Origin of the sequence: Marinomonas gallaica (genome assembly GCF_001639745.1) — a bacterium.
Taxonomy (GTDB): Bacteria; Pseudomonadota; Gammaproteobacteria; order Pseudomonadales; family Marinomonadaceae; genus Marinomonas; species Marinomonas gallaica.
The window spans coordinates 1-26,181 of the sequence record NZ_LTAX01000016.1 but is presented as its reverse complement, the minus strand read 5'-3'; the positions used below and the strand labels follow the sequence as shown (position 1 = coordinate 26,181).

Below are 26,181 nucleotides of genomic sequence, written 5' to 3'. Positions count from 1 at the left end.
AAGTTAGCAAGGGTTTGCCATTTTAGAAAACTTAACTATTTGGTTAGTTTGTATTTTAAAGCAAAAAACAGGCTAAAGAGAGAAAAAACCGCCCCCTTATAAATCCTGTGCTAACATTTGTCAGACACCATTATGAAGGAGCAAACTGATGGAGACACGTATTCAATTTCGTGTGGATGAAGAAACTAAGCGTTTAGCTCAGATGATGGCAGAAAGCCAAGGAACTACCTTAAGTGGCGCTTGCCGAGCACTTGCAGAGCAACTGGCCGAGCAACAACGGAAGCGTCTATCACACGATCAATGGCTAGCAGAACAAGTTGAGCGCGCATTTGACAAGCTTGAATCACAGCAAGCCGAATTTGTAGACGCTGAGCAAGCAGACGCTGAAATGGAAGCTTTCAAAGCCGCACTTAAGGCTAAGGTGTAAGTATGATTTTATGGGAAAAGGACGCCCTAAAGGATCGTAAACGCCTCTACGAATTCTTATACGAGTTTAACCCCATCGCCGCAGATAAAACCGATGATCTACTGGTTGAGAAAATCAAACTGCTTATCGATGAACCCCATATGGGCGTGGTGAAACCAAATCAAAAAGGTAGAATGCTGATTATTCCTGATGTGTCACTGTTGGTGCTGCATCACCTTGATCAAGCCGATATCAAGATTCTGCGTATCTTACATATGAAGCAGAAGTTTCCAACATAAGCAAAGCCCAGCATTAGAGCTGGGCTTTAGTCGTATCACATTAGCTGTCTACATTTACTTTTCACATCTGAAACAAAAAGTTCTTAATCAAATCTCGGCCGCCTTCGGTCGCAAAGGACTCCGGATGGAATTGAATCCCTTGGATCGGGTAGTCCTTGTGACGCACACCCATGATTTCGTAATCCCCACCTTGGTGAATCACTTTATGGTTAGCAAAGTCTTCGACCTTTAGATCTCCAACCGCAGACGTCACTTCTAAGCACTCTGGCAAGCTTTCAGGCTCGGCCATCAATGAGTGGTAGCGCATAATTTCCAGCTGATCTGGAATATCATGGAAAATGCCTTCCGCGTTATGACTAATTGGGCTGACTTTACCGTGCATGGGCACATGGGCTTTGACCACCTTGCCACCAAATACGTGACAAATACCCTGCATACCCAAGCAAACCCCCATCAATGGAATGGTTTTGCCCAACTCGCGAATCACCTCAGCACAGACACCGAAGTAGGCTTCATCGTCTGGCGACCCGGGGCCTGGAGAAATAATAATACGATCTGGATGGAGCGCTTCAACATCCGCCAAGCTCACTTCGTTATTACGCTTCACCACTACATCAAAACGATCCAACTTACCTTGGCTTTGCGCAGCCATTAGGACTTCGCCAATGTATTGGTAAAGGTTATAGGTAAATGAATCATAGTTATCAATAATTAACACTTTCATCTGCTAAGCCCTTACTGCACGGGAGCGAATTGATCTAGCACACGCTTGGTGCCAGCAAATTTACGTTGAATTTCTTCGTACTCTCCGGCGGCGTTGGAGTCATATACATTGCCACCACACGTTTGTACGTAAGCTTTATTACCCCTAGCGAATACCGTACGAATCGGAATCGCGAAATGACAATCACCATTGAAGGAAAACTGTCCAACCGCACCGCCATAAGGACCGCGGCCATCACTTTCCATGTCATCAATAATTTTCATCGACTCGATCTTCGGAGCGCCGGTCAGAGTCCCCGCTGGAAAATTGCTTGCTAGGGCAGAGAACATATCTTGATCGTCGGCGATAATGCCGACAATTTCACTGGAAATATGCTGAACGTGACTAAAGCGCTTGATGTCCATTAAAGAACGTACTTTGACCGTACCAAAGCGTGCCACACGTCCGATATCGTTACGATGCAGATCCACAATCATATTGTGTTCAGCAATCTCTTTCGGATCATTCAACAAGGCACGGGCCAAGGCGACGTCTTCTTTTTCATCCACACCCCGTTTTGCCGTGCCCGCTAATGGGAAGGTTTCCATCTCACCTTGACGCAGACGGAACAGCAGTTCAGGACTGGCGCCAATCACTTTTTGCTCACCGAACTTTAGGTAATACATCTGTGGCGATGGGTTAATGATGCGCATTTGCTCGTAGATAGCGATGGTATCGCCCTCTAGGTCGAACCACTTTTTAAAGCCCACTTCGGTTTGGAATATCTTACCGTCGATAATGTCTTGCTTTACTTTCGCGACGGCTTGCGCATGCTCTTCACGAGTCATTGATTCCCCAGCTGGCGTCACGACCAACGAACCATTGACAGGAACCGGTGCATCCAATAAAGACTGCACTAACTCTGATCGGTCTTGATCGTAGTAGAAGTAGAAAACTTGCCCCGTCATCTTGTCCAAGATCAAGCCATCTTTGTACAAACCAAAACGGAAGCCGTCGAACATATCGCTGGTTTGCAGATTCAGCGTTGGCTCAAAGTAATTCATCGCATCATAGCCAATGTAGCCCGTTAACCCTCCCGCATAACCGCGCGAGATAATATTCTGCGGCACAATGCTGCGCAGTAAGTAATAAGGGTTATCGGATTCATAAGATTGTGTCGCACCATCGCGCTCTTGTATGAACAAAGTCTTCCCTTCTGCCCACAACAATTTCTCCGGATCGAAACCAATGATAGAGTGACGCGAGATATAACTCTCTTCACCCAGAGACTCCAACATAAAGCAGTTGGAAAATTGCTTTTCGACTTTTTTAAACATGTCGAAAAAGTCACAGTCCGAGCTGATAGTCACGTATTTAGGCTTACGTGGCAACTCGATGCGTGGCGGAAGGTTACTCATGATCTTTTAATTCCTTTAAAGCGCGGGAACCGCGAGTTACGGTCGCAATCCCCACACCTAGCTGTTTGGCAATTTCGCGTTGTGACACACCTTGTTCTAACAGTTCAAAAATCTGCAAACGACGCTGCATTTCGCTGATTTCAGTCGGCGTCAGCAAAGCATTCAGCTTCTTTTTCATCGCTTCAGAATGAGGTGTGTCTAAAAAGTAATGAATCAAATTCTGCACAAAGGCGTACCTTGACGTATCAATGTACTAGTACGTTATATTTTTTCATTCCTAGACGCAATACTACACACTTATTTTTCAAAATATTTTTTCGACGTACACTTCTTGCAGGCAAAAAAACAATGGGCTTTTGTTTTGCATTCACCAAGACCCGGAGAAGACGTCAAAAAGGAAGAAAATCTTTCGAAGTCACCCCATGATCGAAAAGTAAGCGTGCTCTTAAAGAAACAACCCAGTCTCTTAATCTAATGTTTTGAGATCATCTAGACTCGATGGTGCCAACTAGATGATTATAATCGACGACAAAATAGCCAAACTGAGAATGGGCCGCGTCGATGCTGACTAAGACAGGCGCTTGAGGCAAATAGAAATACTCTTCATGACTGATGCAGTGCATAAAGTGCTGTAATGACCCTTTACCTCTGATGAACCATTTGCAGCCACGGGTGGTGGTTCGAGTGGACTTTTCAGCCACAACGAGCGTTTCTTTAATCGTATTCGTGCTCAAGGTAAACAGCATTGGACCTGTAGAGGACAGGCAAGGCCAAATAATACAAAATAGACTTAATCCATAACCAAGCAGCTTTACGCTTTTCCATAGCGCTGAATCACTTGAGAAGTTTGGCTTAGGGTAAAGTAAATTAAGACTTGCTAAGGCGTAAAATAAACAGAGTGCAGCGAGTGTAACTAAGGCAGAAATCCAAAAGGCCACATCAAGAACCTCTTTTTCTGTCACGAAGTTATTCCCTAAAATCACTTTGATCGCAATGCTTAGAAACGGTAGAAAAAATGCAAGATTCTTGAGTAGAGGATAGTTAATAGCATAGGGTTGTTTCGGCGGAGTGGCTTTTTTACGGTTCCCGACGCGTTTGCCTTTATGTTTTACCACGGTTTATTCCTAGCCTGAATGGATAATACCCACCTAATCAATGTTTCAAACAGCCCGAATTTCAAAGGAATGCCATTCAAGCAGTGTACTGTAATCGAATATCTGATCGCCTCTCAATAAACTTTACCACGCTCTTACAAGGGTGAGATTAACCAAAACAAAGAAAGCCTCTTCCACTGTCAGTAGAAGAGGCTGAAAACGTGAACCGATAGAGTTAGCCGTTAAAATTTAAACTGTCGCATCATATCCGATAATGAACGTGTTTGACCGCTTAGCTCCTCAGCAGCGGCAGCACCTTCTACAGAAGCCGATGCATTCGTTTGGACGACGCCATCTACTTCCGTGACTCCACGGGACACCTCATCAACGGCTTGTGCTTGCTCGTTGCTAGCCGATGATATGGTTGCGACTAAGCTAGAGGTTTGGTTGATGCTATCAAAAATGGAGTTCAGTGCTTTAGCGGTGTTTTCGGCGATTTCAGCACCTTTCTTTGTTTTGCTTTCAGATAGGTGTATCAGTTTCGATGTTTCTTCAGCCGCTTGTGTACTACGGGAAGCCAAGCTGCGTACTTCATCGGCCACCACGGCAAAACCTCGTCCTTGCTCCCCTGCTCGAGCGGCTTCAATGGCCGCATTGAGTGCTAGCAAATTGGTTTGCTCTGCGATTTCATCAATCGTTTTAATGAAATCACTGATTTGATCACCCGCATCTTTGATCTCATTCATAGAAAGCATCATCTCTTCCATATGCGATTGCCCTTGAGAGACCGACTTCTGCGCTTCTTCAGCAAGGCTATTGGCTTCTGAAGCACTGTCTGCATTTTGTCGTGTTTGTGATGACAACTGTTCCAAAGCTGATGCAATCGATTCTAGGCTATCTTTTTGATGCGTCGCTCCTTCCGCTAAAGATTGACTGAACGTCGATACCTGTGAACTGCCTGCGGCAATTTGCTCCCCTGCCAATTGCACTTCAGACAACACGTGTCGTAACCGCTCCACCATTACTTGCAGTGCCTGCCCTAACACGTCTTTGTCAGAGGCAAGGCTCACTTGAACTGTTAAATCTCCATCAGCAATTTTCTGTGCGAGATTGGCTTTGGTTTGCAAAGACGAGACCATCTGACGAATATTCGCATACAAGCTATCAGGTGATGCCGTTGATGGCGGTAAGTCAATGCTCAAGTCGCCTTCTGCCACGGTCTTCGCAATACCAGAAACATAGGCTGGATCACCACCTAATTGCTTTTGTGTAGAACGCAGAATCGCCCATGCGGTTCCTATACCGATAGCGATTGAGACCAACACACAGGCAAGAATCGCCATGACTATCAGATGATTTTTTTGCTCGACTTGCGGTCCAAGAGCATCTTGTAACATAGCCTCCTGCTCAATCAGATCATTCAGCTCTGCTGCGATCTGAGGCCCTAGTACATCTAGCTGCTGATCCACGACTTCCTGACGCGAACTCCCCGCTTGTATTAAAGCAGCGACCCCTTCTATGTAGTCATTCAACAGCCCATCGGCTGTTTGCAAATCCTGTTTCAACTCGCTATCTGAAGCGTCTTGAATCAAAGTCGTCAGCAATTTATCAGCGTAAGCAAACTCCTCGTTCACCCGCGCCGCATCATTGGTGCTGATCGAGTCAACATATTTCAGCACATACAAGCGCCCTAGTAGGACATTACGCATAGCCATCGACAACTGATAGACCGCTACTTCGTCACCCTTGTCACGCTCTGATTGCAGCAGCTTAGTGAGAAGCTTCTCAAGCTCAGCTCCTTTCACAGATAGGACATTATCTAAGACTTGATCAAACGTACTGGTATCCTTCACCACTTTATCGAAGCCTTGTGAGTACTGGTTCAAAGTGGCCATTTGTCGATCTAAAATTTGCACAAAAGCAGGCTCCGCTATTGCTTCTTTGGCGCGTAATAAATCCTTCCGTGTTTCTTCCAGATAACTAGCAAAGCCTTGCTGATCGGATAACTCCGAGGTGATTAAATAATCTTTGACATACATACGCATCATCAGCAGATTGCCTTGCACCTCATTCGCAGCTTTCGTAGAACGCGCTAGCTGACGGTAATGATCAAAATCTTTGGATGAGCTAGAGATACCACTAAAGGCAATGAGGCCAACAATAACCAGTAGGGCAACTAGGACCCCAAAGCCAAGTAATAACTTTCGTTTAAATGTGAGCATATTTGTCGTCCTTACGGTAATTATTAAATATGACGCTCTTAAGTCCATTACATTAATTCAAAGTAAAACAAACAACGCTGATACTGAGTATGCAGGATATAGTCTTAGCCAAATTTCAAGATGACTACGTCTATTAATGCTTAGAATAAATTAGCATAAAGTCAGAGATACACAATGTGTTTTATCGAAGGCGCCTATATAAGACTAACGAAGGAGTTGATTGCTTTAGAATAAACGCATTAAAAATAGAGTAAGTGAAACTATGAACAATTAAATTGATCCATTTATAGAAAATACCCCCTAAAGAAACTTATTAGGGAAACGGTAAATTATATTAGATTTTTATGCCCCATTATCCAGAACTTCTATTTTGACGTCTATTACACCCTGACGTGTATTGCCAATATGGCGGAAAGCGGATTTACTCAGATCGATGACTCGTCCACTGACAAACGGCCCTCGATCGTTAATACGGACGACTGTGCTTTTATTGTTAGCAATGTTGGTTACACGTACTTTAGCGCCAAAAGGCAAGCGTTTATGGGCTGCGGTTTGGGCTCGTTGATTAAACCGTTCACCATTGGCGGTAAGACGACCTTGAAATTTATCTGCATAAAAACTGGCTTTGCCTTGTTGAGAAAATCCTTTGGCATCATCGCGACTAAGAAGCCCCCCAGAACAGGCTGTAAGACCAACGCAGACGCAGGCCATTATTAGTATTTTTTTTATGCTCATGGGACTCCTAGCCAATCCTTTAGAAAAAGAGTGAGGTTAGCTAACCTTCACTACTTCTAGAAATATTAGCACAGTGCATATCGATCAATGATTCAAAACAGACTGCGATAACCAGCCAGTCACAATTTCTTCATTGGCCAATATGCAGCGAGGATCTATAATTATTTTTAATAGTTAAAGATAGACACTTTACACAATATCAACACTTTCGTTTCAAAGAGCTGGAAAGGTACGCCTCGACATGGCCTGATAACTCATCTATAAATCTATACACATGGAATTAGAGAAAGGACACTCATATGGAAATCACCGTAGAAACACATATAAAAGCATCGCTCGAAACTGTCTGGGAAGCGTGGACAACGCCTGCGATACTGCAAGACTGGAACGGTGCATCAATCGATTGGTACTGCCCTAAAGCTGAGGTAGATCTTCATGAAGGCGGCAAGTTTTTCTACCGCATAGAAAGGGTAGATGGCAGTGAAGTCGTTGATTTTGAGGGTATCTTTAAGCGTTTAAAGCTACTTAGGCTGATTGAATACAGATTTAATGATGGCCGGAAAGTAAGTATTCACTTCAAAGAAAGCCTAGAGGGCACCGAAGTGATCGAAACCATCGAGCTCGATCCTAAAGCGCCAGAAATAGAACAAACTGCTCAGCATGGCCACATCATGACTTACTTTAAAAAGATCGTCGAAACGAACCGTTTGCTAAGCTGAATCTAATAGTTGCTCTTAAGCCCATAGAACAATTGCAAATGTAATGAGTGTCAGCACTATGACCTTAATAGCTATCAAGGCAATTAGTTTTTGTGGTGTCATTACAGGCTCCCCTAGATAATAAAGTCGACTATAACTGAGTTTCCTTCCACTGTTATGCGTAATGATTGAAATATCGACTCAAGTCACTTTTTTCATTTCACTTACTTAAACACTTTCACAAGACACTTAACCGCCCATATCCATGCGGGTTGCGCACTATCTTGTATGGCTTAATACACGATTAATAATGAAGATAAATGAAATTTATTTCTTTATTCCAAAATCTTCCATTTTTCATCATTGTAATAACCAAATCTTTTAAATAAGCTACTGATCAACAATCAACCATTACAAGCGCGTTAGAGGCTTCCCATGAAATCAAAATTGAAAGTGATTAAATCTGTAGCGGGTGCTTTGCTACTTGGCTCAGCGGTTAATGCATCCGCTGCGGATCAAACCATCCTAAATACGTCTTATGACATTGCGCGCGAATTGTTTGCAACCTATAACCCAGTATTCCAAAAACACTGGGAAGAAAAAACGGGGCAAACCGTTGAGATCAAACAATCTCATGCTGGTTCGTCGAAACAAGCTCGTTCTATCCTTCAAGGCTTGCCTGCCGATGTCGTCACCTTTAACCAAGTTACCGATGTGCAAATCTTAGCGGATCGAGGCAAATTGGTTGCCGAAGACTGGAAGAGCAAGCTGCCAAACAATAGCTCGCCCTATTACTCAACAACGGCATTTCTTGTCCGAAAAGGCAACCCTAAAAACATCCATGACTGGGGCGATTTAGTCAAAGACGATGTGGCTTTGGTGTTCCCGAACCCTAAAACATCAGGCAATGGTCGTTATACGTATCTTGCGGCCTATGGTTACGCACAAGATCAGTTCGGTAAAAATGCAACAGAACAACAAAACAGCTTCTTAAAAACCTTTTTAGGCAATGTTTCAGTGTTTGATACGGGCGGCCGTGGCGCGACGACTACATTTGTTGAGCGCGGTATCGGCGATGTATTGATTACATTTGAGTCAGAGGTTAACAACATTCGCCAACAATACGGTGCGGATGATTACGAAGTGGTGGTACCAAAAACATCAATTCTAGCCGAGTTTCCAGTAGCGGTTGTAGAACGTAATGCTAAGAAGAACGGTACCTTAGACGTATCGACTGAATACTTGAGCTATCTATACAGTGAAGAGTCTCAGCGTCTATTGGCAAGCTTTAATTACCGTGTCCACAATGACACAGTTAAAGCCGAAGTCGCGGATCGTTTTCCAGAAGTAAAACTGCTAACTGTTGAAGAGATTGCAGGCGGTTGGCCGAATGCCATGAGAGATATCTTTGCTAATGGTAAGCAGCTAGACCAACTACAGCGTCGCTAATTCACTGCTTTTATTCGCTGTTTTCGCCGGGCGCATTGCGTCCGGCGTTTGTGTTTTTATTATAGGAGCGTGACAACAATGCCCTCTTCTCTTAGCGTTGCCAGCGCTAAAACTCGTCATAAGCGAGTACTTCCCGGTTTTGGGTTAAGTCTTGGCAGCTCTTTATTTTTTATCAGTTTGATTTTGCTACTACCGATGACCGGTCTAGTGATGCAAACCGCTGACATGGGATGGTCAGAATACTGGTACGTCATTACCGACGAGCGTGTGGTCGCCAGTTACAAAGTGACTATTTGGGCCGCGCTTATCGCCTCGGTATTTAATGGCGTATTTGGCTTATTGCTGGCATGGGTGCTGGTGCGTTACGAGTTTCCCGGTAAGCGTATTCTCGATGCGTTAGTGGACTTGCCATTTGCTTTACCGACAGCGGTGGCAGGCATCACTCTCGCGACTTTATATGCAGAAAATGGCTGGTATGGGGAACTGTTAGCACAATGGGGCATTAAAGTGGCGTACACGCCACTGGGCATTATTGTCGCCATGTCATTTACCAGCATTCCCTTTGTGGTCCGTACAGTGCAGCCGGTACTAGAAGAACTTTCCCCAGAAGAAGAGGAAGCAGGTATTACCTTGGGAGCCTCTGACTGGTCGGTGTTTCAACGTATTATTATGCCGTCCCTATGGCCGGCGCTGGTCACGGGTGTCGCGCTGTCGTTCACCCGTAGTTTAGGGGAATTTGGTGCGGTGATTTTCATTGCTGGCAACATGCCTTACGTCAGTGAGATTACCTCTCTTATGATTTTCGTTAGACTGCAAGAGTTCGATTTCCCTGCCGCTAGCGCCATTGCTTCAGTGGTACTCATCGCCTCTTTGGTTTTACTGTTTGCAATCAATATTTGGCAAGGGCGTTACCTAAAACGCCTTCACGGACGTTAATTCGGAGGAATCTATATGGCATCTGGACAGCGTCATCAACAACGCGTGGGCGACCGCCCAGCGGTAAAATACACGCTGATTGGCATCACATTGGTGCTAACAGCATTACTCTTGGTCGTGCCATTAATCAGTATCTTCGAACAAGCATTTGTCGATGGGCTGGCCGTGTATTGGGACAGCCTTGGCGATCCTGATACCTTACACGCCATTGGTTTAACGCTGTTTGTCGCGTTACTTACTGTGCCAATTAATTTATTTTTTGGCGTACTACTGGCGTGGTCCGTAACACGTTTTGAGTTCCCAGGCCGAAAACTGATGATGACCTTGATGGACATTCCTTTTGCGGTATCACCTGTCGTGGCAGGCCTGCTGTATTTATTGCTTTACGGCAATAATGGTTGGATCGGCGAGTGGCTCTACGAGCATGATTTGCAACTTATGTTCGCATGGCCTGGCATTGTCATGGTAACTGTTTTTGTCACCTGTCCTTTTGTCGCTCGGGAATTAATTCCATTGATGCAACAACAAGGCCGAGAAGACGAAGAAGCGGCGGTGATCTTAGGTGCCTCCGGCTGGCAGTTATTCCGTCGCGTCACATTACCTAATATCAAATGGGCACTGCTCTACGGTGTGATTTTAACCAATGCCCGTGCGGTGGGTGAGTTTGGCGCGGTGTCGGTTGTATCGGGGAATATTCGTGGGGAAACCAATACCCTACCGCTGCATATTCAACTGTTATACGAGGATTACCAAGCCACAGCCGCCTTCGCGAGCGCCTCTCTACTGGCGTTGATTGCTTTGATTACATTGATTTTTAAAGCCTTTATCGAATGGCGCCAAGAACGCGCCGAGCAACTGCATTAATTAGGTGACACTATGAGTATTCGCTTAGAAAATATTTCTAAAACATTCGGCCAATTCCAAGCGTTGTCGCCTATGTCGTTGAACATCGACGAAGGCGAAATGATTGGTCTTTTGGGGCCTTCGGGCTCAGGCAAAACGACCCTCCTGCGTATTATTGCAGGTCTAGAAGGCGCCAACTCAGGACGTATTCAGTTCGGTGATCGCGACGTGACCAATCTGCATGTACGTGATCGCCATGTGGGGTTTGTGTTCCAAAACTACGCGCTATTTCGTCATATGACAGTGGCCGATAATGTCGCCTTCGGTCTAGAAGTTATGGACGCCAAACAACGCCCAAACAAAACAGAGATCCAGCATCGCGTAAAACACTTGTTGGAAATGGTTCAACTGGGGCATTTAGCCAACCGCTACCCATCACAACTGTCAGGTGGACAAAAGCAACGTATCGCATTGGCGCGGGCGTTGGCGACCAAGCCTGACGTTTTACTGTTGGACGAACCATTCGGTGCCCTTGATGCCAAAGTGCGTAAAGAATTACGCCGATGGTTGCGCAGTCTACATGATGAAATTGGCTTCACCAGTGTCTTCGTGACACACGATCAAGAGGAAGCTCTTGAACTATCAGATCGTGTCGTTGTAATGAGTAATGGCCATATTGAACAAATCGACGAGCCGGCACAATTGTACGCGCAACCAAACAGTCGCTTTGTCTTCGACTTTCTCGGCAATGTGAATGTCTTTGAAGGCAAACTTACACAAAGCCGTTTGCATAATCACAACGCCTGGATCACTGCGCCAAGCAGTGATGTGCCTATGAACAGTGGCCAGCTCTATATTCGCTCCCACGAACTGTCTTTACATACTGAAGCCAGTAAAATTGCCAACCTCCCTTTGAAAGTGGTGGCGGTAAACCCTATTGGTGCGGAAGTTCGTGTCGAGCTGGCCCCTCATGAGTGGCAATCAGAGCAAATCTGGGAAGCCGATTTGACACATTCTGAGTACGATCGCAATCCCGTCAAGCGTGGTGAGATTGTTTATGCCGAACCTCGTAACGGCTACTTCTTCCGTGAAAACAGCCACCAAGCACCTGAGCAAGTATCTTGGCAGTCTCGCTCATTAGATGAAACGGTAAAATAACGTACGTCGCGTGTTCCCTATCTAGCGGATATGAGGAACACGCGCCAATTGCTGTTCATCTATTGTATGCTGTGATCAGTCGCGCATTAGATAGGCTTTTTTTATGACCCTAAAAACCAGCAAGAGAATCGTGTGGATCGGCATTACATGGTGCTTTGCATCGATTTTCATTGGCTTTGGTGTGGGGCAATTAACTCAAGATGTAGGCTACCAAACCCTCCACGATGAAGCCTCCGATAGACTACTGTCTTCTATTCATAGAGTACGCGGAGAACTAAATGCCTATCACTACCTACCTTTTTTATTAACGCAAAATGAAGATGTTATTCAACAACTCACATCGCCTCATCACTCGATAGACGAAAATTTAGCCGCAAAAGTTTCCCGCTACTTAGAGCAGACGAACCTTGTCGCTGGGGCATCGGGACTGTTCATTGTCAACCGTGCGGGCCTGACTGTGGCCTACAGTAATTGGCGCGACCAGCAACACTTAGCGCCGGATGAGTTCGCTGACTTACCTCTTTTTCAACTCGCAGAAAAAGGAGAGGAAGGACGTTTTTACGAAAACAGTCCAGATAAACGAGCGTATTATTATTTATCAGCCCCTATATATAACCGCTCAGATTTTGTGGGTGCGGCCATCGTACGTATTGAATTGAGCTCGCTGTTGTCTGAGTCTGATACGTTACCTGATGAACTGTTTACCGTCAGCGATGATACACAGCATATTTTTATGGCATCAAATGAGCAATGGTTAGAGCGCTCTCTTGATCGGATTGCAGAACCATCGTACCTGTCTCTAACAAACGGCGTTCAAGCACAACTTTGGACGCTCAATCAACAGCGCTACATTGCTCACCAAGTTCGCTTAGATGATTTAGGCTGGACCTTTACCACGCTGATTTCAGCTCGATTGAATGAGCGCTTTGCCAGTTTAATCGGTGCAATCACAATGGCAGGTTTATGGATTCTTGGTGTGATTTTACTGTTCTTACGAGAGCGACGTTTGAAGCACCTTTCGCAGCGAGAAACGCGTGCGGTATTGGCACGAAATGAAGAACAACAGCGCTCTATTATCGGCAATACAGAAGTAGGACTGCTGACATTAAATACACGAGGTGAAATCGGCTTCTTAAACTCCAAAGCCGCACAACAGTTTAACCTGCCTTTGTCGCAAGCCATAGGACAAAAGCTCAACGACTTACTGCTGGACGTCGAACCTGACAGTGCCTTAGGCAAAGGTCTAATGCAACTTCATCGGCCTCAATTTTCACCGATTATTGGTGCCGAAGCGAAGGGCGTAAGCCATGGTCAAACACCTTTCCCTGCGCTCATTTCTCTACGCGACATGCATCATTCTGAAGACAATGCTTTCTTGGTGACTGTGGTAGACATCAGCCGTCGAAAACAATTAGAACAGGCCTTACTGGATGCTAATGAGTCACTGGAACACAAAGTAAAAGAGCGTACTCAAGCGCTCGAAATGGCGCAACAAGAGCTAATTCAAACCAGTAAAATGGCGGCACTTGGTCGTATGTCTACCGCCATTGTCCATGAATTAAATCAGCCATTAACGGCTATGCGTACTTACATTGCCATCAGTAAACAGTTGCTTCACGACCCAGAACTCGTCAAAGAGAACTTAACGCTTTTGGACGATTTAACCCAACGTATGGCCATCATTACGTCTCAATTGAAGACATTTGCCTATAAAAAGCCCGAACAGCTACAAGCGGTCAACTTGCAAACAGCCATCAATCAATGCGCTATTGTTTGGCGTGCTCGGCTTGAAGAAGATAACATTTCGCTGACAACCACCGGTTTACAGTCCAATCATAACGTTTTGGCAGACAACGCACGGATGGAACAGATACTGGTGAATCTAATCGGTAATGCTTGTGACGCACTACAAGATCAATCCAATAAGCAGATCTATGTTCACAGTGAGCAAAATGATTTAAAAAGCCTTACTATTATGATTGAAGACAATGGACCCGGCATTCCAGAGTCTCAGCGAGAGCATTTATTCGAACCCTTTTATACCACCAAACCCATGGGCCAAGGATTAGGGTTAGGCTTATCCATTGTGGCGGCCATTGTGCGTGACTTACAGGGGTCTATACACGTAGACGCCAGCCCCTACGGTGGCGCACGTTTTATCCTTACGTTACCCAGTACTGATACTAACTAATCCATTACACGATCAATAAGAGGCATCATGAACACAGGGATACGCGGCACCGTTTTACTTGTCGATGACGAACCAATGATTCGTACTGCAACCGAGAAATGGTTGCAAATGGCGGGCCTTAACGTCATCAGCACCCGTAATGCGGAAGAAGCTCTGCCATATTTACAAGAAGACTTTCACGGTATTTTGCTGACCGATGTGAAAATGCCGGGCATGAGTGGTTTAGAGTTGATGAAGGCCACTCATGAACGTATTCCTGATCTCCCTGTTATTTTGATTACTGGCCATGGCGACATCGATATGGCTATTCAGGCCATGCGCGATGGCGCTTATGACTTCATTGAAAAGCCTTTTGTTCCTGAACGTTTAGTAGAAACGCTCTTGAGAGCCTGCGATAAACGCCGCCTAATGATGGAAAATCATCGTCTACAAACCGATATCGCTGCACGTTCAGGCCTTGATGCAAAAATCATCGGCATATCGCCAGCCATACAACGCATGAAGCGTGAGCTACTCGCAGCGGCTGATATGGACACCAATGTCATCATCTATGGTGAGACAGGCAGTGGTAAAGAGCTGGTCGCACAAAGTTTGCACGAGTTCAGTGAACGCAAACAGAAACGCTTTGTCCCAATTAACTGCGGCGCCATTCCTGAGCATTTGATCGAAAGCGAGCTATTTGGTCATGAAGCAGGGGCATTCACGGGAGCGGCGAAACGCCGCATCGGTAAGTTTGAACACGCCGATGGCGGCACGTTGTTTCTCGATGAAATCGAAAGTACGCCGGCACATCTGCAAATCAAGATATTAAGAGCGCTACAAGAAGGACGTATCGAGCGACTAGGTTCAAACCAAAGCATCGCCGTTGATATTCGTGTCATTGCGGCGTCTAAAGCTGACCTAAGAGAAGATGAGCACTTTCGCCAAGATTTGTACTATCGCTTAAATGTATCTCAGCTCTTTTTACCGCCTTTAAGGGAACGGCCCGAAGACATAGCCTTATTGTTCATGCACTACGTCAATCAAGCCGCCAGTGAGCGAGACAAAGCCAGTCGTCAGTTAAGCCAACACGATGAGCGCATTTTACAAAGCCATCAATGGCCTGGGAATGTTCGAGAGCTGAAAAACATTGCCATCCGCTTTGCGTTGGACAATCGTGTCAGTCTAGCGGATTTGATTCATGGCCAATCATCAAACATAGGCTTTGATGATTTAGAGTACAAGCCCTTGCCGCTTGCGATTCAGGTCGCCGCCTTTGAAGAAGAGATCATAAAGCGATCACTTGAACGCCATCAAGGCAATATCAAAGCGGTTATGGATGAGCTGGATTTACCTCGCCGCACTCTGAATCAAAAGATGGCAAAATTTGGTGTGAATCGCTCAGATTACATTGAATAGTCACGGTTTCCATTCAGTTACAGCCATCGGCAACTTTTTGCTCATGGCTGTTTTTTTACTCTTAATCTTTATTTTTTTCACTTTCCAACCTTCAATTGACGTCTGTTTCTGAGCTTTATGAGCTATTTTTTGCTCATGAATGTCCTAGCTAATAAGCAATATCTTGCTCATCACATCAACAGACTTACTCTACTCATTTTAAAAACCTCAATAAAATCAGCCTTCTACTAATTTCCTATAGCATTGGCACCATGCTTGCTATTACTGTTGGTATGACGGGCAGGATTGCTCTCAGTTCTCTTTTAAATAAAAACAAGACAGATAGGAAACCGATCATGAAGATGACCAAGCGTACGTTAATCAAAGCAATGAGCGCCGCTCTAGTAATGGGAACCGCCGTTGGTTCGATTGGCTTAGCACAAGCAGCCGATGAAAAGCGTTCTTATATACTCGCTACAGCCTCTACAGGTGGCACGTATTATCCAGTGGGTGTGGCTTTAGCTACGCTAGCGAAAGTTAAATTAGAGCCGACACTCGGTCTCTCCATCTCAGCCATTAACTCGGCGGGCTCTGGTGAAAACGTTAAGCTGATGCGCGAAAATGAAGCGCAAATGGCCATCTTACAAGGTTTGTACGGTGCGTGGGCTTGGGACGGCGAGGGCCGTCTCGCTAATGATGGACCACAAAAGCATCTACGCTCTGTCACCATGCTTTGGCAAAACGTTGAGCAATTTGTCGTCAAAGCAGATCACGCTGATTCAGGCACCATTGCTGATATGAACCATTTAGCCGGTGAAAAATTCTCTATTGGTAAGAAAAACTCTGGCACAGAAGGCTCAGGCTTAACCATTCTGAATAATATGAAAGTACCAGTGGATGAGCTCAATATGGCATATATGGGCTACGCCGCATCAGCGGATGCGCTGCAAAATGGTACCGTTGAAGGCATGAATATTCCTTCTGGTGTACCGACCAGCGCCATTACGCGTGCATACGCGGCTCTTGGCGATGACATTACCATCCTGAATTTTACCGACGAGCAAATCAAACAAGCCAATGGTAATTATCAGCTTTGGACACGCTTTGAAATCCCTGCGAATACCTACCCAGGACAGACGGAAACCATTAACACCATTGCTCAGCCAAACTTTTTGGCTATTCGTGATGACGTATCCGAAGAAGATGTTTATCAGTTGACGAAAACCATCTACGAGAATCTTCCTTTCCTAAACGGTATCCACAAAGCAACGAAAGCCATGGCTCTTGAAAAAGCCATTGCTGGCATGCCTGTACCATTGCATCCAGGTGCGGTGCGTTACTACAAAGAAGCAGGCCTCACTATTCCGGCACATTTGATCGCCGAGTAACGACTGTTGGGCGGCTTTTGCCGCCCTCTTTTACCGTTTTAATCCGTAATTCCTTTTCTTTATCGAGATGCGTACTCACCGTGCGCGCTAGTATTTTATAACAGGCCCGTCATTATGTCAGAGACGCAGGTTAGCCAAGACCAAGAATTACAAGATAAGCTAAAAAGCTTAGAGCTTGAGCAACGGGATGAGTCGTCACCCGTTGGCCGTGTGATTTACTGGGTAGGTGTATTGTTTGCCCTTGCTCATATTTACTTTAACACCTTAGGGACGTTTTCCGAGCTGTATGTATCCGCCATTCACTTTAGTGGCTTTGCCTTACTTTGCGCCCTAATGGTACCCGCCTATAAAGCCTCTTCCGCAAAAGGACAACGTTGGGTATTGGGCCTCGATATCGCTATCGGTGTGATCGCCATTGCCTGTACGGTCTATCTGGTTCTATTTGAAGACGCGCTTTATGATCGTGGCGTGACGTTTATCACCAGCGATTGGATCGTTTCGTTTGTGGCCATCGGGATTGCTTTGGAACTGGCTCGCCGAACAACCGGCTGGTTTATACCAACGTTAATTCTGATCGCGCTCACCTATGTTTTTTGGTGGGGGCCTTACATTGATGGTATTTTTGGCTTTGCTGGATTGAGCCTTGAAACCGTGATGTTCCGCTCTTACTTTTCATCCGAAGGCATGTTTGGTTCCATTGCTCGTATCTCATGGACATACGTATTTATGTTCATCTTGTTCGGTGCCTTCTTAGTCAAATCAGGCGCAGGCGATTTCATTATCGAACTTTCACGCTGCGCAGCAGGACGCTTTATCGGTGGCCCAGGGTTCGTAGCAGTACTTGGCTCAGGTTTGATGGGCTCGGTTTCTGGTTCGTCTGTGGCAAACACGGTTTCCACCGGTGTGATCACCATTCCGATGATGCGTAAAGCGGGATTCCCTGCCCGTTTCTCAGCAGGGGTAGAAGCCGCGGCGTCTACGGGTGGACAGCTGATGCCCCCTGTTATGGGGGCAGGTGCTTTCATCATGGCATCCTACACGCAAATTCCTTACGTCGAAATCATTGCCGTCTCGACATTGCCTGCGTTGCTGTACTTTATGTCAGTCGGTTTTTATGTCCGCGTCGAAGCCATGCGCTCACATGCCCATGCGGTTGAATTTGAAACCCGAAAAGTGGGCGAGGTATTTAAAGAAGGCTGGCACTTTTTACTACCGCTCGCTGTATTAGTGGCACTGCTGATTTACGGCTTCACCCCCACCTACGCAGCCGGTATTTCTATTATTGCTGTCGTGGTCGCTTCTTGGTTATCAAAGAACCCGATGAAACCACGCGATATCTTAGACGCCTTGGCTCAGGGTTCACGCAATATGGCCACGACCGCAATTTTGCTGGTCGCAGTAGGGTTGGTCGTCAACGTGGTGGCCATGACAGGGATTGGTAACACCTTCTCATTAATGATTGCTGAATGGTCCAATGGGAGCTTGTTCATCATGCTGGCCTTGGTCGCTCTAGCCTCTTTGATCTTAGGCATGGGGCTGCCGGTGACAGCCGCTTACATTGTGTTGGCTACCTTATCTGCACCAGCACTGTACAGTTTGATCGCTGAATCGCAACTGATTGATATGGTCATGGCTGGCAACTTGCCAGAGCAAGCCAAAGTGATCTTTATGTTGATTGATCCAGATAAGTACGCCTTGCTGTCTGCGCCAATGAGTCAAGCTGACGCCACCGCATTGATTGCTCAAGTACCGGCCGACTTTAAAACGCAGCTGTTAGAACAGGCGCTTGATCCAGCGGTTCTAAGCGCCACACTGCTGACTGCACACATGATCATTTTCTGGTTATCACAAGATTCCAACGTTACACCACCGGTGTGTTTAACGGCGTTTGCCGCTGCAGCTATCGCTAAAACACCGCCAATGGCGACCGGATTTACCGCTTGGAAAATCGCAAAAGGCTTGTATATCGTGCCGTTGATCTTGGCTTACACCAACTTTATCGGTGGGGAGCCTCAGGACGTACTGCGAATATTTGTCTTTGCGCTGTTTGGTATTTATGCGTTTGTCGGCTTGATGGAAGGGTATTTAGAAGGGCCTTTGCCTATCTTGTTGCGTCTTTTGTCTGGCGTTGCGGCACTTCTGATGCTGTGGCCACATAATAGCGTATTAATAGATACGGCGGGCTTGGCTTTGTTCCTTGCGCTGTTCATTTACAGCCGAAAGAAACGTGCTCAGATAGCGTAGTGCAACGTAGAGTCATAGCGACATCGCTATGACTCTTCTTCCAAGATACTGGCAATTAAATCACGAACATCTTTCACGATTGCGATCGCATCATCAGGAGTGTAACTGAGTGGCGAGAATTTCTCAGATCCCGTACGACGACGAATGAGATCTCTCATCACCGCGTTATCTTGCAGATATCCCATATTCCAGCCATCAAAGTCACGTTGTGCCGTATAGTCATAACCGATAATTTGGACATTCTCGTGCCGAGGATCACTCAGAATACGAGCATAGGTCTGACAAACTTGATCTCGCGGCCCTTCTAAGCATTGTAAAAACCAATGCTGATTAAAGCATAAGAGCCCCGTCAGTGAATTCCGCTGATTATTAAAACGGGCAGATTTAAGAATGGATTCAATTGATGATGGCTTAAATTCGGCTGTTGCTCGACTTGCATAAATTAAGCGTACAAGACTCATGCTTCCCTCCAGTAACATTCACCATTGGAAATACATGAGATTATCAAGCAATCACATCCCTGAGTAGCGCATTACTGTGAGAAAAGTTTACTAAAGGTTACCACCTGTAATGTTCTGAAAATGCGTCTATAACTTCATAATGGTTTTTAAGTGGCTGAATACTGCACGTCCTAATGCATCGGTATTGTACCCGCCTTCAAGCACTGAAATTACACGCCCTTCACAATGCCGATCTGCTACGTCCATTAACTTCTCGGTAACCCATACAATATCGTCTTCACGCAATCGCAACTGTCCCATAGGGTCTTCTGCGAGCGCATCGAAACCGGCTGAAATCATCAATAGCTGCGGTTTAAAAATCTCTAACGCCGGAAACAGCTCGGACTCATAAGCGGCACGGAAGTCCTCACCTTTCGAGCCCTTTTCCAAAGGCATGTGTACGATATTGTCGTGGGAGGCTCCAGGATCTGGATACGGAAACAAAGGGTATTGATAGCTAGAGGCGTACAGCACTTTGGCATCAGCTTCGAAAATACTTTCCGTACCGTTACCGTGATGGACATCAAAATCCACAATGGCGATACGTTCTATACCATACTCATTCAGAGCATGGCGCGCGCCAACAGCGATATTATTGAATAAGCAAAAACCCATCGCTTTGTCGTACTCTGCATGATGCCCCGGTGGACGCACGGCACAAAACGCATTTTGTACTTCCCCACTCATGATCATATTCACTGCTTGCACTACGGATCCAGAGGCACGTAAAGCAGCCTCGAGTGTGCTGGGCATCATTAAGGTTTCTTTGTCTAACTCAACGTGTCCTTCTTCTGGTGCCTGAGCAAATATCGACGCAACATAATCAGGATCATGTGTCGCATTTAGCTGCGCTACAGTGGCCTTTTCAGCTTCTCGCCATCGTAAGAAGTCCATCAATTGCCCGGCAATGAGACGATTCTGAATCGCTTCAAGGCGTTGAGGAGATTCTGGGTGATCTTCTCCAAGCTGATGTTCTTCACACGTAGGGTGAGTCAAGTAGGCGGTCGTCATATCGGTATCCGTTAAAATCTGCACCCAAATCAAGGGTCACTATTATTGTTATTCATCGTCGTAGCCAGTAAGGCTACTATAAGGCGATATTCGGTTAACTGCGTTATATCAAGCCATAGTTAGCACTAGGCAGCCTATCCGACATTGGTCTAGACTGCTATAAATACAATGCATTCTCTGTCGTTGAGCGAGGGCATTTGCCAAGACGTTCGCTACAGGCTATTCAGGGAGACTTTTGCATGTCAAAACACGCGCTGCAGCCATTATTAGCCCCTTCTTCTATTTTAGTGTTTACAGGAGAAGATCGCCTTAACCCCATTCTTCATGCAGTGCTTAGAGCCCTTTCTTTTGGTGGCCGTCGAGGCAAAGTATTCTTATATGGCACCCAGCCAGATGACAGTATCGGCGTACTTCCATTCGATCAACTGAGTTCACTCGAAAGCTTAGTAAACACACCTGATCTAGCCATTTTGGCCGGTGAAGACCCGCGTCCATTAACTCAAATTATCGAGCAATGTGGGTCGTTATCAATCCCAGCCCTCTTAGTATTCACTGGCTCTGATGAAAACCCTGATGAAATACTAAAAGCGGCACGGCAGCATGGCGTGCGACTTATTGGTCCCAATAGCTTTGGCATGTGTCGCCCTAAGCAAGGCTTTTCAGCATGGTTAGGGTTAACTCAACCTATTCCTGGACGCTTAGCATTGTTGTCTCAATCCGGCACGGTTGCCAGTGCTTTGGTTGACTGGGCGACTTGGCAGGGCATTGGCTTTTCTCAAGTCGTATCAATGGGCAGTCCTATCGACGTTATGCCTTCGCAAATCCTAGACTATTTGTCGAATGATTTTGAAAGCCAGTCCATTCTGATGTACCTACAAAAGATTGGTTCAACCACACGTTTCCTCAGTAGCTTACGTGCCGCCAGCCGCTCTAAGCCCGTTGCCGTCGTGACAGAACACAACATTGGCGCGGATCCTAGAGTTCTTGATGCCGCGTTAAGCCGAACTGGCGCGGTACGTGGCCGTCGACTGAACGACCTGGTGGCAGCGGCATCCGTGATGACCAATGCACGTCGAGTCAAACAAGGGTCATTAATGATCATTGGTAATGGATCTGGTCCAGGTGAACTGGCTGCGCAGCGTGCAGAAGAAGTGAATGTTAACTTACTGTCCCCTAGTGAAGAATTACGTACTAAGCTTGAAGGCATTATGGACGGACGAGGCAGCATTGGCAGCGTGACCACGGCATGGGCGAGCTGTAACGCTGATCTGTTTGTTGATCTCGCTGAAACCGCTTTAGCTGATAAAGAATGTGGCGCTGTACTTTTAATGTTAAGCCCGACCGCATTGATTAATATGGTGTCCTTGTACGATCAAGTATTACAGCTGCATAAGAAGCAAAAGAAGCTGGTGATGGTCTGTATGCTAGGTGGTGGGCACATGGTGGCATTGCGTACTCGTATCAATGAAGCTGGTATACCAACCTTTCGCACCCCCGAAGCCGCCATCGAAGGCTTTCAGTTTTTAGTACAGTTCCACCGTAACCAATTACTCGCTAAACAAACGCCTGATAGCCATGCGTTTCGCTTCAATATTGATGTCGCTGCGGCACGCGCTAAGCTAAAAGAAATGATTAAAGCTGGCAACAAAACACCGACAGCTGATGATCTCAAAGAAGTCTTTGAACTCTTTAACTTCCGTTTAATTGCTCGGCGACAGTCCCATTTTTTACTAAAAAAACCCATCCATTTACGCTCTTTTCGAGACCCAGTGTTCGGCCCTGCGATAGGCTTATCTTTGGAAGGTGCGAATCAATGGCACCACCAAACTGAGGCGGTAGCGTTACCGCCTCTGAATACGATTTTGTCTAAGGATTTGATCCAGCGGGCTTTTCCGAATGTTGAGTCCTTTGAGTTAGAGGACTTATTACGCAGTTTTTCAACCATGATTTGCGAACTGCCTGAGCTAGAATATGTTGAGCTGGCGGACGTACGTATACATGAAAGTGGCAGTATTTTTGCGAACGTCAAAGCCAAACTAAAAAGTAGCGGTAAATTAAGACGCTATGAACACCTAGCGATTCAGCCTTATCCTCGACAGTGGGTCAAACAAGTCACCCTTCGTGATGGGCAAGACATTACGCTGCGACCAATTTTGCCTCGTGATGCCTACATGATGGCAGAGTTCGTCAAAAACCTATCCCACGAAAGCCGCTATTTCCGATTCATTGCTAACATCCAAGAACTGACGCCTAAGATGATCGCCAGTTTATCTCATATCGATTATGACCGAGAAATGGCATTAATTGCCGTGGGAGATAAAGAAGGCGAACAAGTGCTTATGGGCGCTGCTCGCTTTAGTGACAACTTCGATGATAAGAGCTGTGAGTTCGCGGTGGTCATTGGTGATGAGTATCAAGGCCATGGCTTAGCAGCACTCTTAATGAGGCGCTTATTTTTAGTCGCACACTTCAAAGGGATTAAGGAGATGAAAGGTACCGTATTAGCGGAAAACAAACGCATGATCGACTTCTGCCGGCGTATTGGCTTCACTATCAAGCGTGACCCCGATGATATAGGGTTAGTAATGGCTTACTTACGCTTAACCCCCAAATTTATTGAAGGTGTAAAGGAAAAGCTAGGTATTGAGACAACATCAAAGAAAGACACATAAAAGGGCTAATGGCTTTCATTGGCCCTTTTATATCACTTTTCTGAAGCTCTCTACTTAGGTTTATTTACGCAGTTCTTCTAATACCATTTGGAAGAACGTCCGTACTTGATGCCATTTCACCGGTGACCACTCTTCCCCTAGCTCAATACTTTCCACTTCCTCATGCTGTTGATCATTATCGCGTAACTCTAATTCCGACCGAATATCGTGAATCTGCTGTTCAGTTTCATTTAGAATCGTGTGTAACTCTTCTTTTGTCATACGTTGAAAATCAGACATACTCTTCATCCTTTAGGTTACGCGCGATTAGAAAACCATACTTACGGCAATCATTAATAATGGCAATGCAATGAATACACCCAGCACCCAAACCGCAGCAAAGACTTTCTTTTCAGCGGCAACTGCTGCTAACCATTCGGCCCCTTTGATAGGCAAACCTCGCAGAAATGGCAAACCGAAAATGACCACCACAGCGAATACGTTAAATAAGAAATGCACTAACGCAATCTCCAAAGCCGATACCGCTAGAGCCCCTGAAATCGCTGTAGCAGCAAGCAAAGCGGTAACAGTCGTACCAATATTGGCACCTAGCATGAAAGGGTAAATCTGCTTTAAACTAAAGGAACCTGAGCCTGCCAGAGGCACCATTAAACTCGTTGTCGTTGAAGAAGACTGTACAAACGTCGTCACCAGTGCACCGGATGCGATGCCCGTTAAGGGGCCGCGTCCTATAGCAGAATGCAAAATTTCTTTTGCTTTTCCGACCATCAAAACTTTCAATAATTTACCAATGTAGGTGATCGCTAAGAAGATGAAAGCCAAGCCTGCTAAGATCAATGCTACGCTAGCGAATGTACCTGGCAAAATGCTCGTCACATTATCAACCGCCCCGACAAAGGGCTTGGTCAACGCCTTAATCACGTTTAGATCAGACATAGAGTAACTGTCGGCTCCGATCAAGAATGTCGATAACCAAAGCGCTACATGCTCTAAAAAACCAAACATGATTTCTAATGGTAAAAAAATCGCCACCGCCATCAAGTTAAAAAAATCATGTACGGTTGCCGCAGCAAACGCTCGACGAAACTCGGCTTTATCCCGAACATGCCCAAGGCTTACCAGTGTATTCGTAACCGTCGTTCCGATGTTCGACCCCATAATCATAGGAATGGCAATCTCAACCGGTAATCCGCCCGCCACCATACCGACAATCAAAGAGGTGACTGTTGAAGAAGACTGTATCAAAGCCGTCGCGACAATCCCAATCACAAGGCCTATATACGGGTTGGAAGCAAACTCAAATAGCTCTTTTGCTTGGCCACCCGTTGCCGCTTTAAAGCCTGAACCAATCATGCCAACAGCACTGATTAACACATAGACCAGCACTAACACTGCCAGCCACTGCGGCCAACGACTTCCACTTGATACTTGTGGTGCTTGTAACGCTTCTGAACTATTCATGACATCACCCCGATTAGGAAAATGTCATCCTAGTCCGCCGTGATGACAGAAACGTGACTACCTCACAGATATTTCTTATTACAATTAGTAGAGCCTTAAGGAAGACAAGTGCCCCTACACAAATAAACCCCGATGCAAATAGGCTTGGTGCTATACTGGCATTGCAAACACCCTCGTTGCGTCATTTATCTTCGATAGCTGGCCTAGCGCCTACTTCTTTCTGAGAAATCTATGACGACCCTTCGACTGCGCTATCAAACCATCGAGTTTGACAAAACTGATATACACTTATGTACGCTACGCGATAATCAAGAGTTCTACGATCCTGATGGCATTGCAGAAAAGCTTGGCATTTCATCTGCCACATGGCCCCTCTTTGGCATTGTCTGGCCCTCAAGCTTAGTCTTGGCTCATCATATTTGTAATTACGAAACTGGTACGAAAAGGGTCCTAGAGATTGGCTGCGGTATGGCTCTATCGAGCTTACTTCTAAATAAAAGAGACGTTAATATTACAGCAACGGATTACCACCCAGAGTCAGGACTCTTCCTCAATCGCAATACTGAACTTAATGGGGATAAAATCATCCCTTATCTGCAAGCAGACTGGGCTGAGAAAGACGATACCTTAGGGCTATTTGACTTAATTATTGGTAGTGACGTGCTTTACGAGGATAGCCATATAGAACTGTTGGCGAACTTTATTCAAGAGCATGCTTCCCCTGACTGCAAAGTTATTTTGGTCGATCCAGGCCGAGGCCGTAAAAACAAAATGACTCATAAAATGGCAAGTTTTGGCTTCGATTGCGTTCAGACAAAACCTATTCACACAGATTATCTGCCAAATCAGTTTAAAGGCCATATTTTAAGTTTTAGCCGCTTAAGCTAATCAACACCAGCTATTTATATTTGGGCTTTGAATACTGTCTGGCTTAGAACCTTAATCTCAGTAGCAAAAAGCCCTGACAGCATCGCGATCAGGGCTTCCTTTGTAGGATGCTTGACGATATCTATACCCTTGCGGGACTCGTACACTACCATCGGCGATGGTGAGCGCCTGTGGCGTGTTGAGAGCCACTTATGAGTTCGGGATGGGATCAGGTGGTGCGACGTCTCTGTTTTTCTGAACGCCTTCTCTAATCGATGTCATAAGGTACAGTCTTTTGAGGTCACCCGCTGAAGCGTCGAAGCATGAGACAGGCGCAAGCGGGGCACAAAAGGGATGCGCAATCTAACTGAGTTGATGCGTTGATGCCTGAGATGAGGAAAATCGCAGACACAAAAAAGCCCTGACAGCATCGCTATCAGGGCTTCCTTTGTATGATGCTTGACGACGACCTACTCTCACATGGGATCTCCCACACTACCATCGGCGAT

The 26,181-nt window shown here is 45.8% G+C and carries 23 protein-coding genes; 13 read left to right on the top strand and 10 right to left on the bottom strand.

Annotation, left to right across the window (positions count from 1 at the left end; translation table 11 throughout):
• The first annotated feature begins 148 nt into the window (after positions 1–148).
• On the top strand, positions 149–427 hold the full coding sequence (locus AYW76_RS13870) for a type II toxin-antitoxin system RelB/DinJ family antitoxin (protein ID WP_067221325.1): 279 nt from the start codon (positions 149–151) through the stop codon (positions 425–427).
• 2 nt (positions 428–429) lie between these two features.
• Complete coding sequence (locus AYW76_RS13865; protein WP_067221322.1) at positions 430–705, top strand: type II toxin-antitoxin system RelE/ParE family toxin; 276 nt, start codon at positions 430–432, stop codon at positions 703–705.
• 61 nt (positions 706–766) lie between these two features.
• Here the strand turns inward: AYW76_RS13865 and AYW76_RS13860 are convergent, their stop codons facing one another.
• The 6 genes from AYW76_RS13860 to AYW76_RS13835 all read right to left on the bottom strand — a co-directional run bounded on the left by AYW76_RS13860 (position 767) and on the right by AYW76_RS13835 (position 6,877).
• Positions 767–1,429, bottom strand: coding sequence for an anthranilate synthase component II (locus AYW76_RS13860; RefSeq protein WP_067221320.1), 663 nt, complete (start codon positions 1,427–1,429; stop codon positions 767–769).
• Between the two features lie 11 nt (positions 1,430–1,440).
• Positions 1,441–2,826 carry an anthranilate synthase component I family protein gene (locus tag AYW76_RS13855; RefSeq protein WP_067221317.1) on the bottom strand — a complete coding sequence of 462 codons (1,386 nt, stop codon included), beginning with the start codon at positions 2,824–2,826 and terminating at the stop codon, positions 1,441–1,443.
• Complete coding sequence (locus AYW76_RS13850; RefSeq protein ID WP_156489083.1) at positions 2,819–3,004, bottom strand: Trp family transcriptional regulator; 186 nt, start codon at positions 3,002–3,004, stop codon at positions 2,819–2,821. The genes AYW76_RS13855 and AYW76_RS13850 overlap by 8 nt, the downstream gene beginning before the upstream one ends.
• Before the next feature lie 307 nt (positions 3,005–3,311).
• Entirely contained in the window at positions 3,312–3,941 is a 630-nt protein-coding gene (locus AYW76_RS13845; protein WP_067221312.1) for a hypothetical protein, read from the bottom strand.
• 221 nt (positions 3,942–4,162) lie between these two features.
• Complete coding sequence (locus tag AYW76_RS13840; RefSeq protein WP_067221309.1) at positions 4,163–6,142, bottom strand: HAMP domain-containing methyl-accepting chemotaxis protein; 1,980 nt, start codon at positions 6,140–6,142, stop codon at positions 4,163–4,165.
• Positions 6,143–6,484: 342 nt separating this feature from the next.
• On the bottom strand, positions 6,485–6,877 hold the full coding sequence (locus tag AYW76_RS13835; protein WP_067221306.1) for a septal ring lytic transglycosylase RlpA family protein: 393 nt from the start codon (positions 6,875–6,877) through the stop codon (positions 6,485–6,487).
• A gap of 299 nt (positions 6,878–7,176) precedes the next feature.
• Between AYW76_RS13835 and AYW76_RS13830 the strand changes: the two genes are divergently transcribed.
• The 9 genes from AYW76_RS13830 (at position 7,177) to AYW76_RS13790 (ending at position 19,161) form a co-directional block, all read left to right on the top strand.
• Entirely contained in the window at positions 7,177–7,596 is a 420-nt protein-coding gene (locus AYW76_RS13830; RefSeq protein WP_067221303.1) for an SRPBCC domain-containing protein, read from the top strand.
• Positions 7,597–8,010: 414 nt separating this feature from the next.
• Positions 8,011–9,024 carry a thiosulfate ABC transporter substrate-binding protein CysP gene (gene cysP / locus AYW76_RS13825; protein WP_067221301.1) on the top strand — a complete coding sequence of 338 codons (1,014 nt, stop codon included), beginning with the start codon at positions 8,011–8,013 and terminating at the stop codon, positions 9,022–9,024.
• A 78-nt stretch (positions 9,025–9,102) separates the two neighbouring features.
• Entirely contained in the window at positions 9,103–9,960 is an 858-nt protein-coding gene (cysT, locus tag AYW76_RS13820; protein ID WP_067221298.1) for a sulfate/thiosulfate ABC transporter permease CysT, read from the top strand.
• 15 nt (positions 9,961–9,975) lie between these two features.
• Positions 9,976–10,824 carry a sulfate ABC transporter permease subunit CysW gene (gene cysW / locus AYW76_RS13815; protein ID WP_067038427.1) on the top strand — a complete coding sequence of 283 codons (849 nt, stop codon included), beginning with the start codon at positions 9,976–9,978 and terminating at the stop codon, positions 10,822–10,824.
• A gap of 12 nt (positions 10,825–10,836) precedes the next feature.
• Positions 10,837–11,961: a sulfate/molybdate ABC transporter ATP-binding protein gene (locus AYW76_RS13810; protein WP_067221295.1), complete on the top strand. Its 1,125-nt coding sequence runs from the start codon at positions 10,837–10,839 to the stop codon at positions 11,959–11,961.
• A 103-nt stretch (positions 11,962–12,064) separates the two neighbouring features.
• Positions 12,065–14,152, top strand: coding sequence for a PAS domain-containing sensor histidine kinase (locus AYW76_RS13805; RefSeq protein WP_067221294.1), 2,088 nt, complete (start codon positions 12,065–12,067; stop codon positions 14,150–14,152).
• A gap of 27 nt (positions 14,153–14,179) precedes the next feature.
• Positions 14,180–15,550, top strand: coding sequence for a sigma-54-dependent transcriptional regulator (locus AYW76_RS13800; RefSeq protein WP_067221291.1), 1,371 nt, complete (start codon positions 14,180–14,182; stop codon positions 15,548–15,550).
• 335 nt (positions 15,551–15,885) lie between these two features.
• A complete protein-coding gene (locus AYW76_RS13795) occupies positions 15,886–16,917 on the top strand; it encodes a TAXI family TRAP transporter solute-binding subunit (RefSeq protein ID WP_067038423.1) in 1,032 nt (343 codons plus the stop codon).
• A 114-nt stretch (positions 16,918–17,031) separates the two neighbouring features.
• The gene (locus AYW76_RS13790) at positions 17,032–19,161 is read left to right on the top strand and encodes a TRAP transporter permease (protein WP_067221289.1); all 2,130 of its coding nucleotides are present in this window, start codon (positions 17,032–17,034) and stop codon (positions 19,159–19,161) included.
• 26 nt (positions 19,162–19,187) lie between these two features.
• Here the strand turns inward: AYW76_RS13790 and AYW76_RS13785 are convergent, their stop codons facing one another.
• Positions 19,188–19,622, bottom strand: a complete 435-nt coding sequence (locus tag AYW76_RS13785; protein ID WP_067221286.1) for a BLUF domain-containing protein — start codon at positions 19,620–19,622, stop codon at positions 19,188–19,190.
• Between the two features lie 126 nt (positions 19,623–19,748).
• Positions 19,749–20,672, bottom strand: a complete 924-nt coding sequence (locus tag AYW76_RS13780) for a histone deacetylase family protein (protein WP_067221283.1) — start codon at positions 20,670–20,672, stop codon at positions 19,749–19,751.
• 239 nt (positions 20,673–20,911) lie between these two features.
• Here AYW76_RS13780 and AYW76_RS13775 point away from each other — a divergent pair, with 239 nt between their 5' ends.
• Positions 20,912–23,344 carry a bifunctional acetate--CoA ligase family protein/GNAT family N-acetyltransferase gene (locus AYW76_RS13775; protein WP_067221280.1) on the top strand — a complete coding sequence of 811 codons (2,433 nt, stop codon included), beginning with the start codon at positions 20,912–20,914 and terminating at the stop codon, positions 23,342–23,344.
• Between the two features lie 60 nt (positions 23,345–23,404).
• Here the strand turns inward: AYW76_RS13775 and AYW76_RS13770 are convergent, their stop codons facing one another.
• Both AYW76_RS13770 and AYW76_RS13765 read right to left on the bottom strand, forming a co-directional pair.
• Positions 23,405–23,623 (bottom strand): hypothetical protein, encoded by a 219-nt coding sequence (locus AYW76_RS13770; RefSeq protein ID WP_067038418.1) that lies wholly within the window; start codon positions 23,621–23,623, stop codon positions 23,405–23,407.
• A 27-nt stretch (positions 23,624–23,650) separates the two neighbouring features.
• Positions 23,651–24,805 (bottom strand): Na/Pi symporter, encoded by a 1,155-nt coding sequence (locus AYW76_RS13765; protein ID WP_067038417.1) that lies wholly within the window; start codon positions 24,803–24,805, stop codon positions 23,651–23,653.
• 231 nt (positions 24,806–25,036) lie between these two features.
• On the opposite strand from AYW76_RS13765, the gene AYW76_RS13760 reads away from it, so the two are divergent.
• Complete coding sequence (locus tag AYW76_RS13760; RefSeq protein WP_067221277.1) at positions 25,037–25,693, top strand: class I SAM-dependent methyltransferase; 657 nt, start codon at positions 25,037–25,039, stop codon at positions 25,691–25,693.
• Positions 25,694–26,181 lie beyond the last annotated feature (488 nt).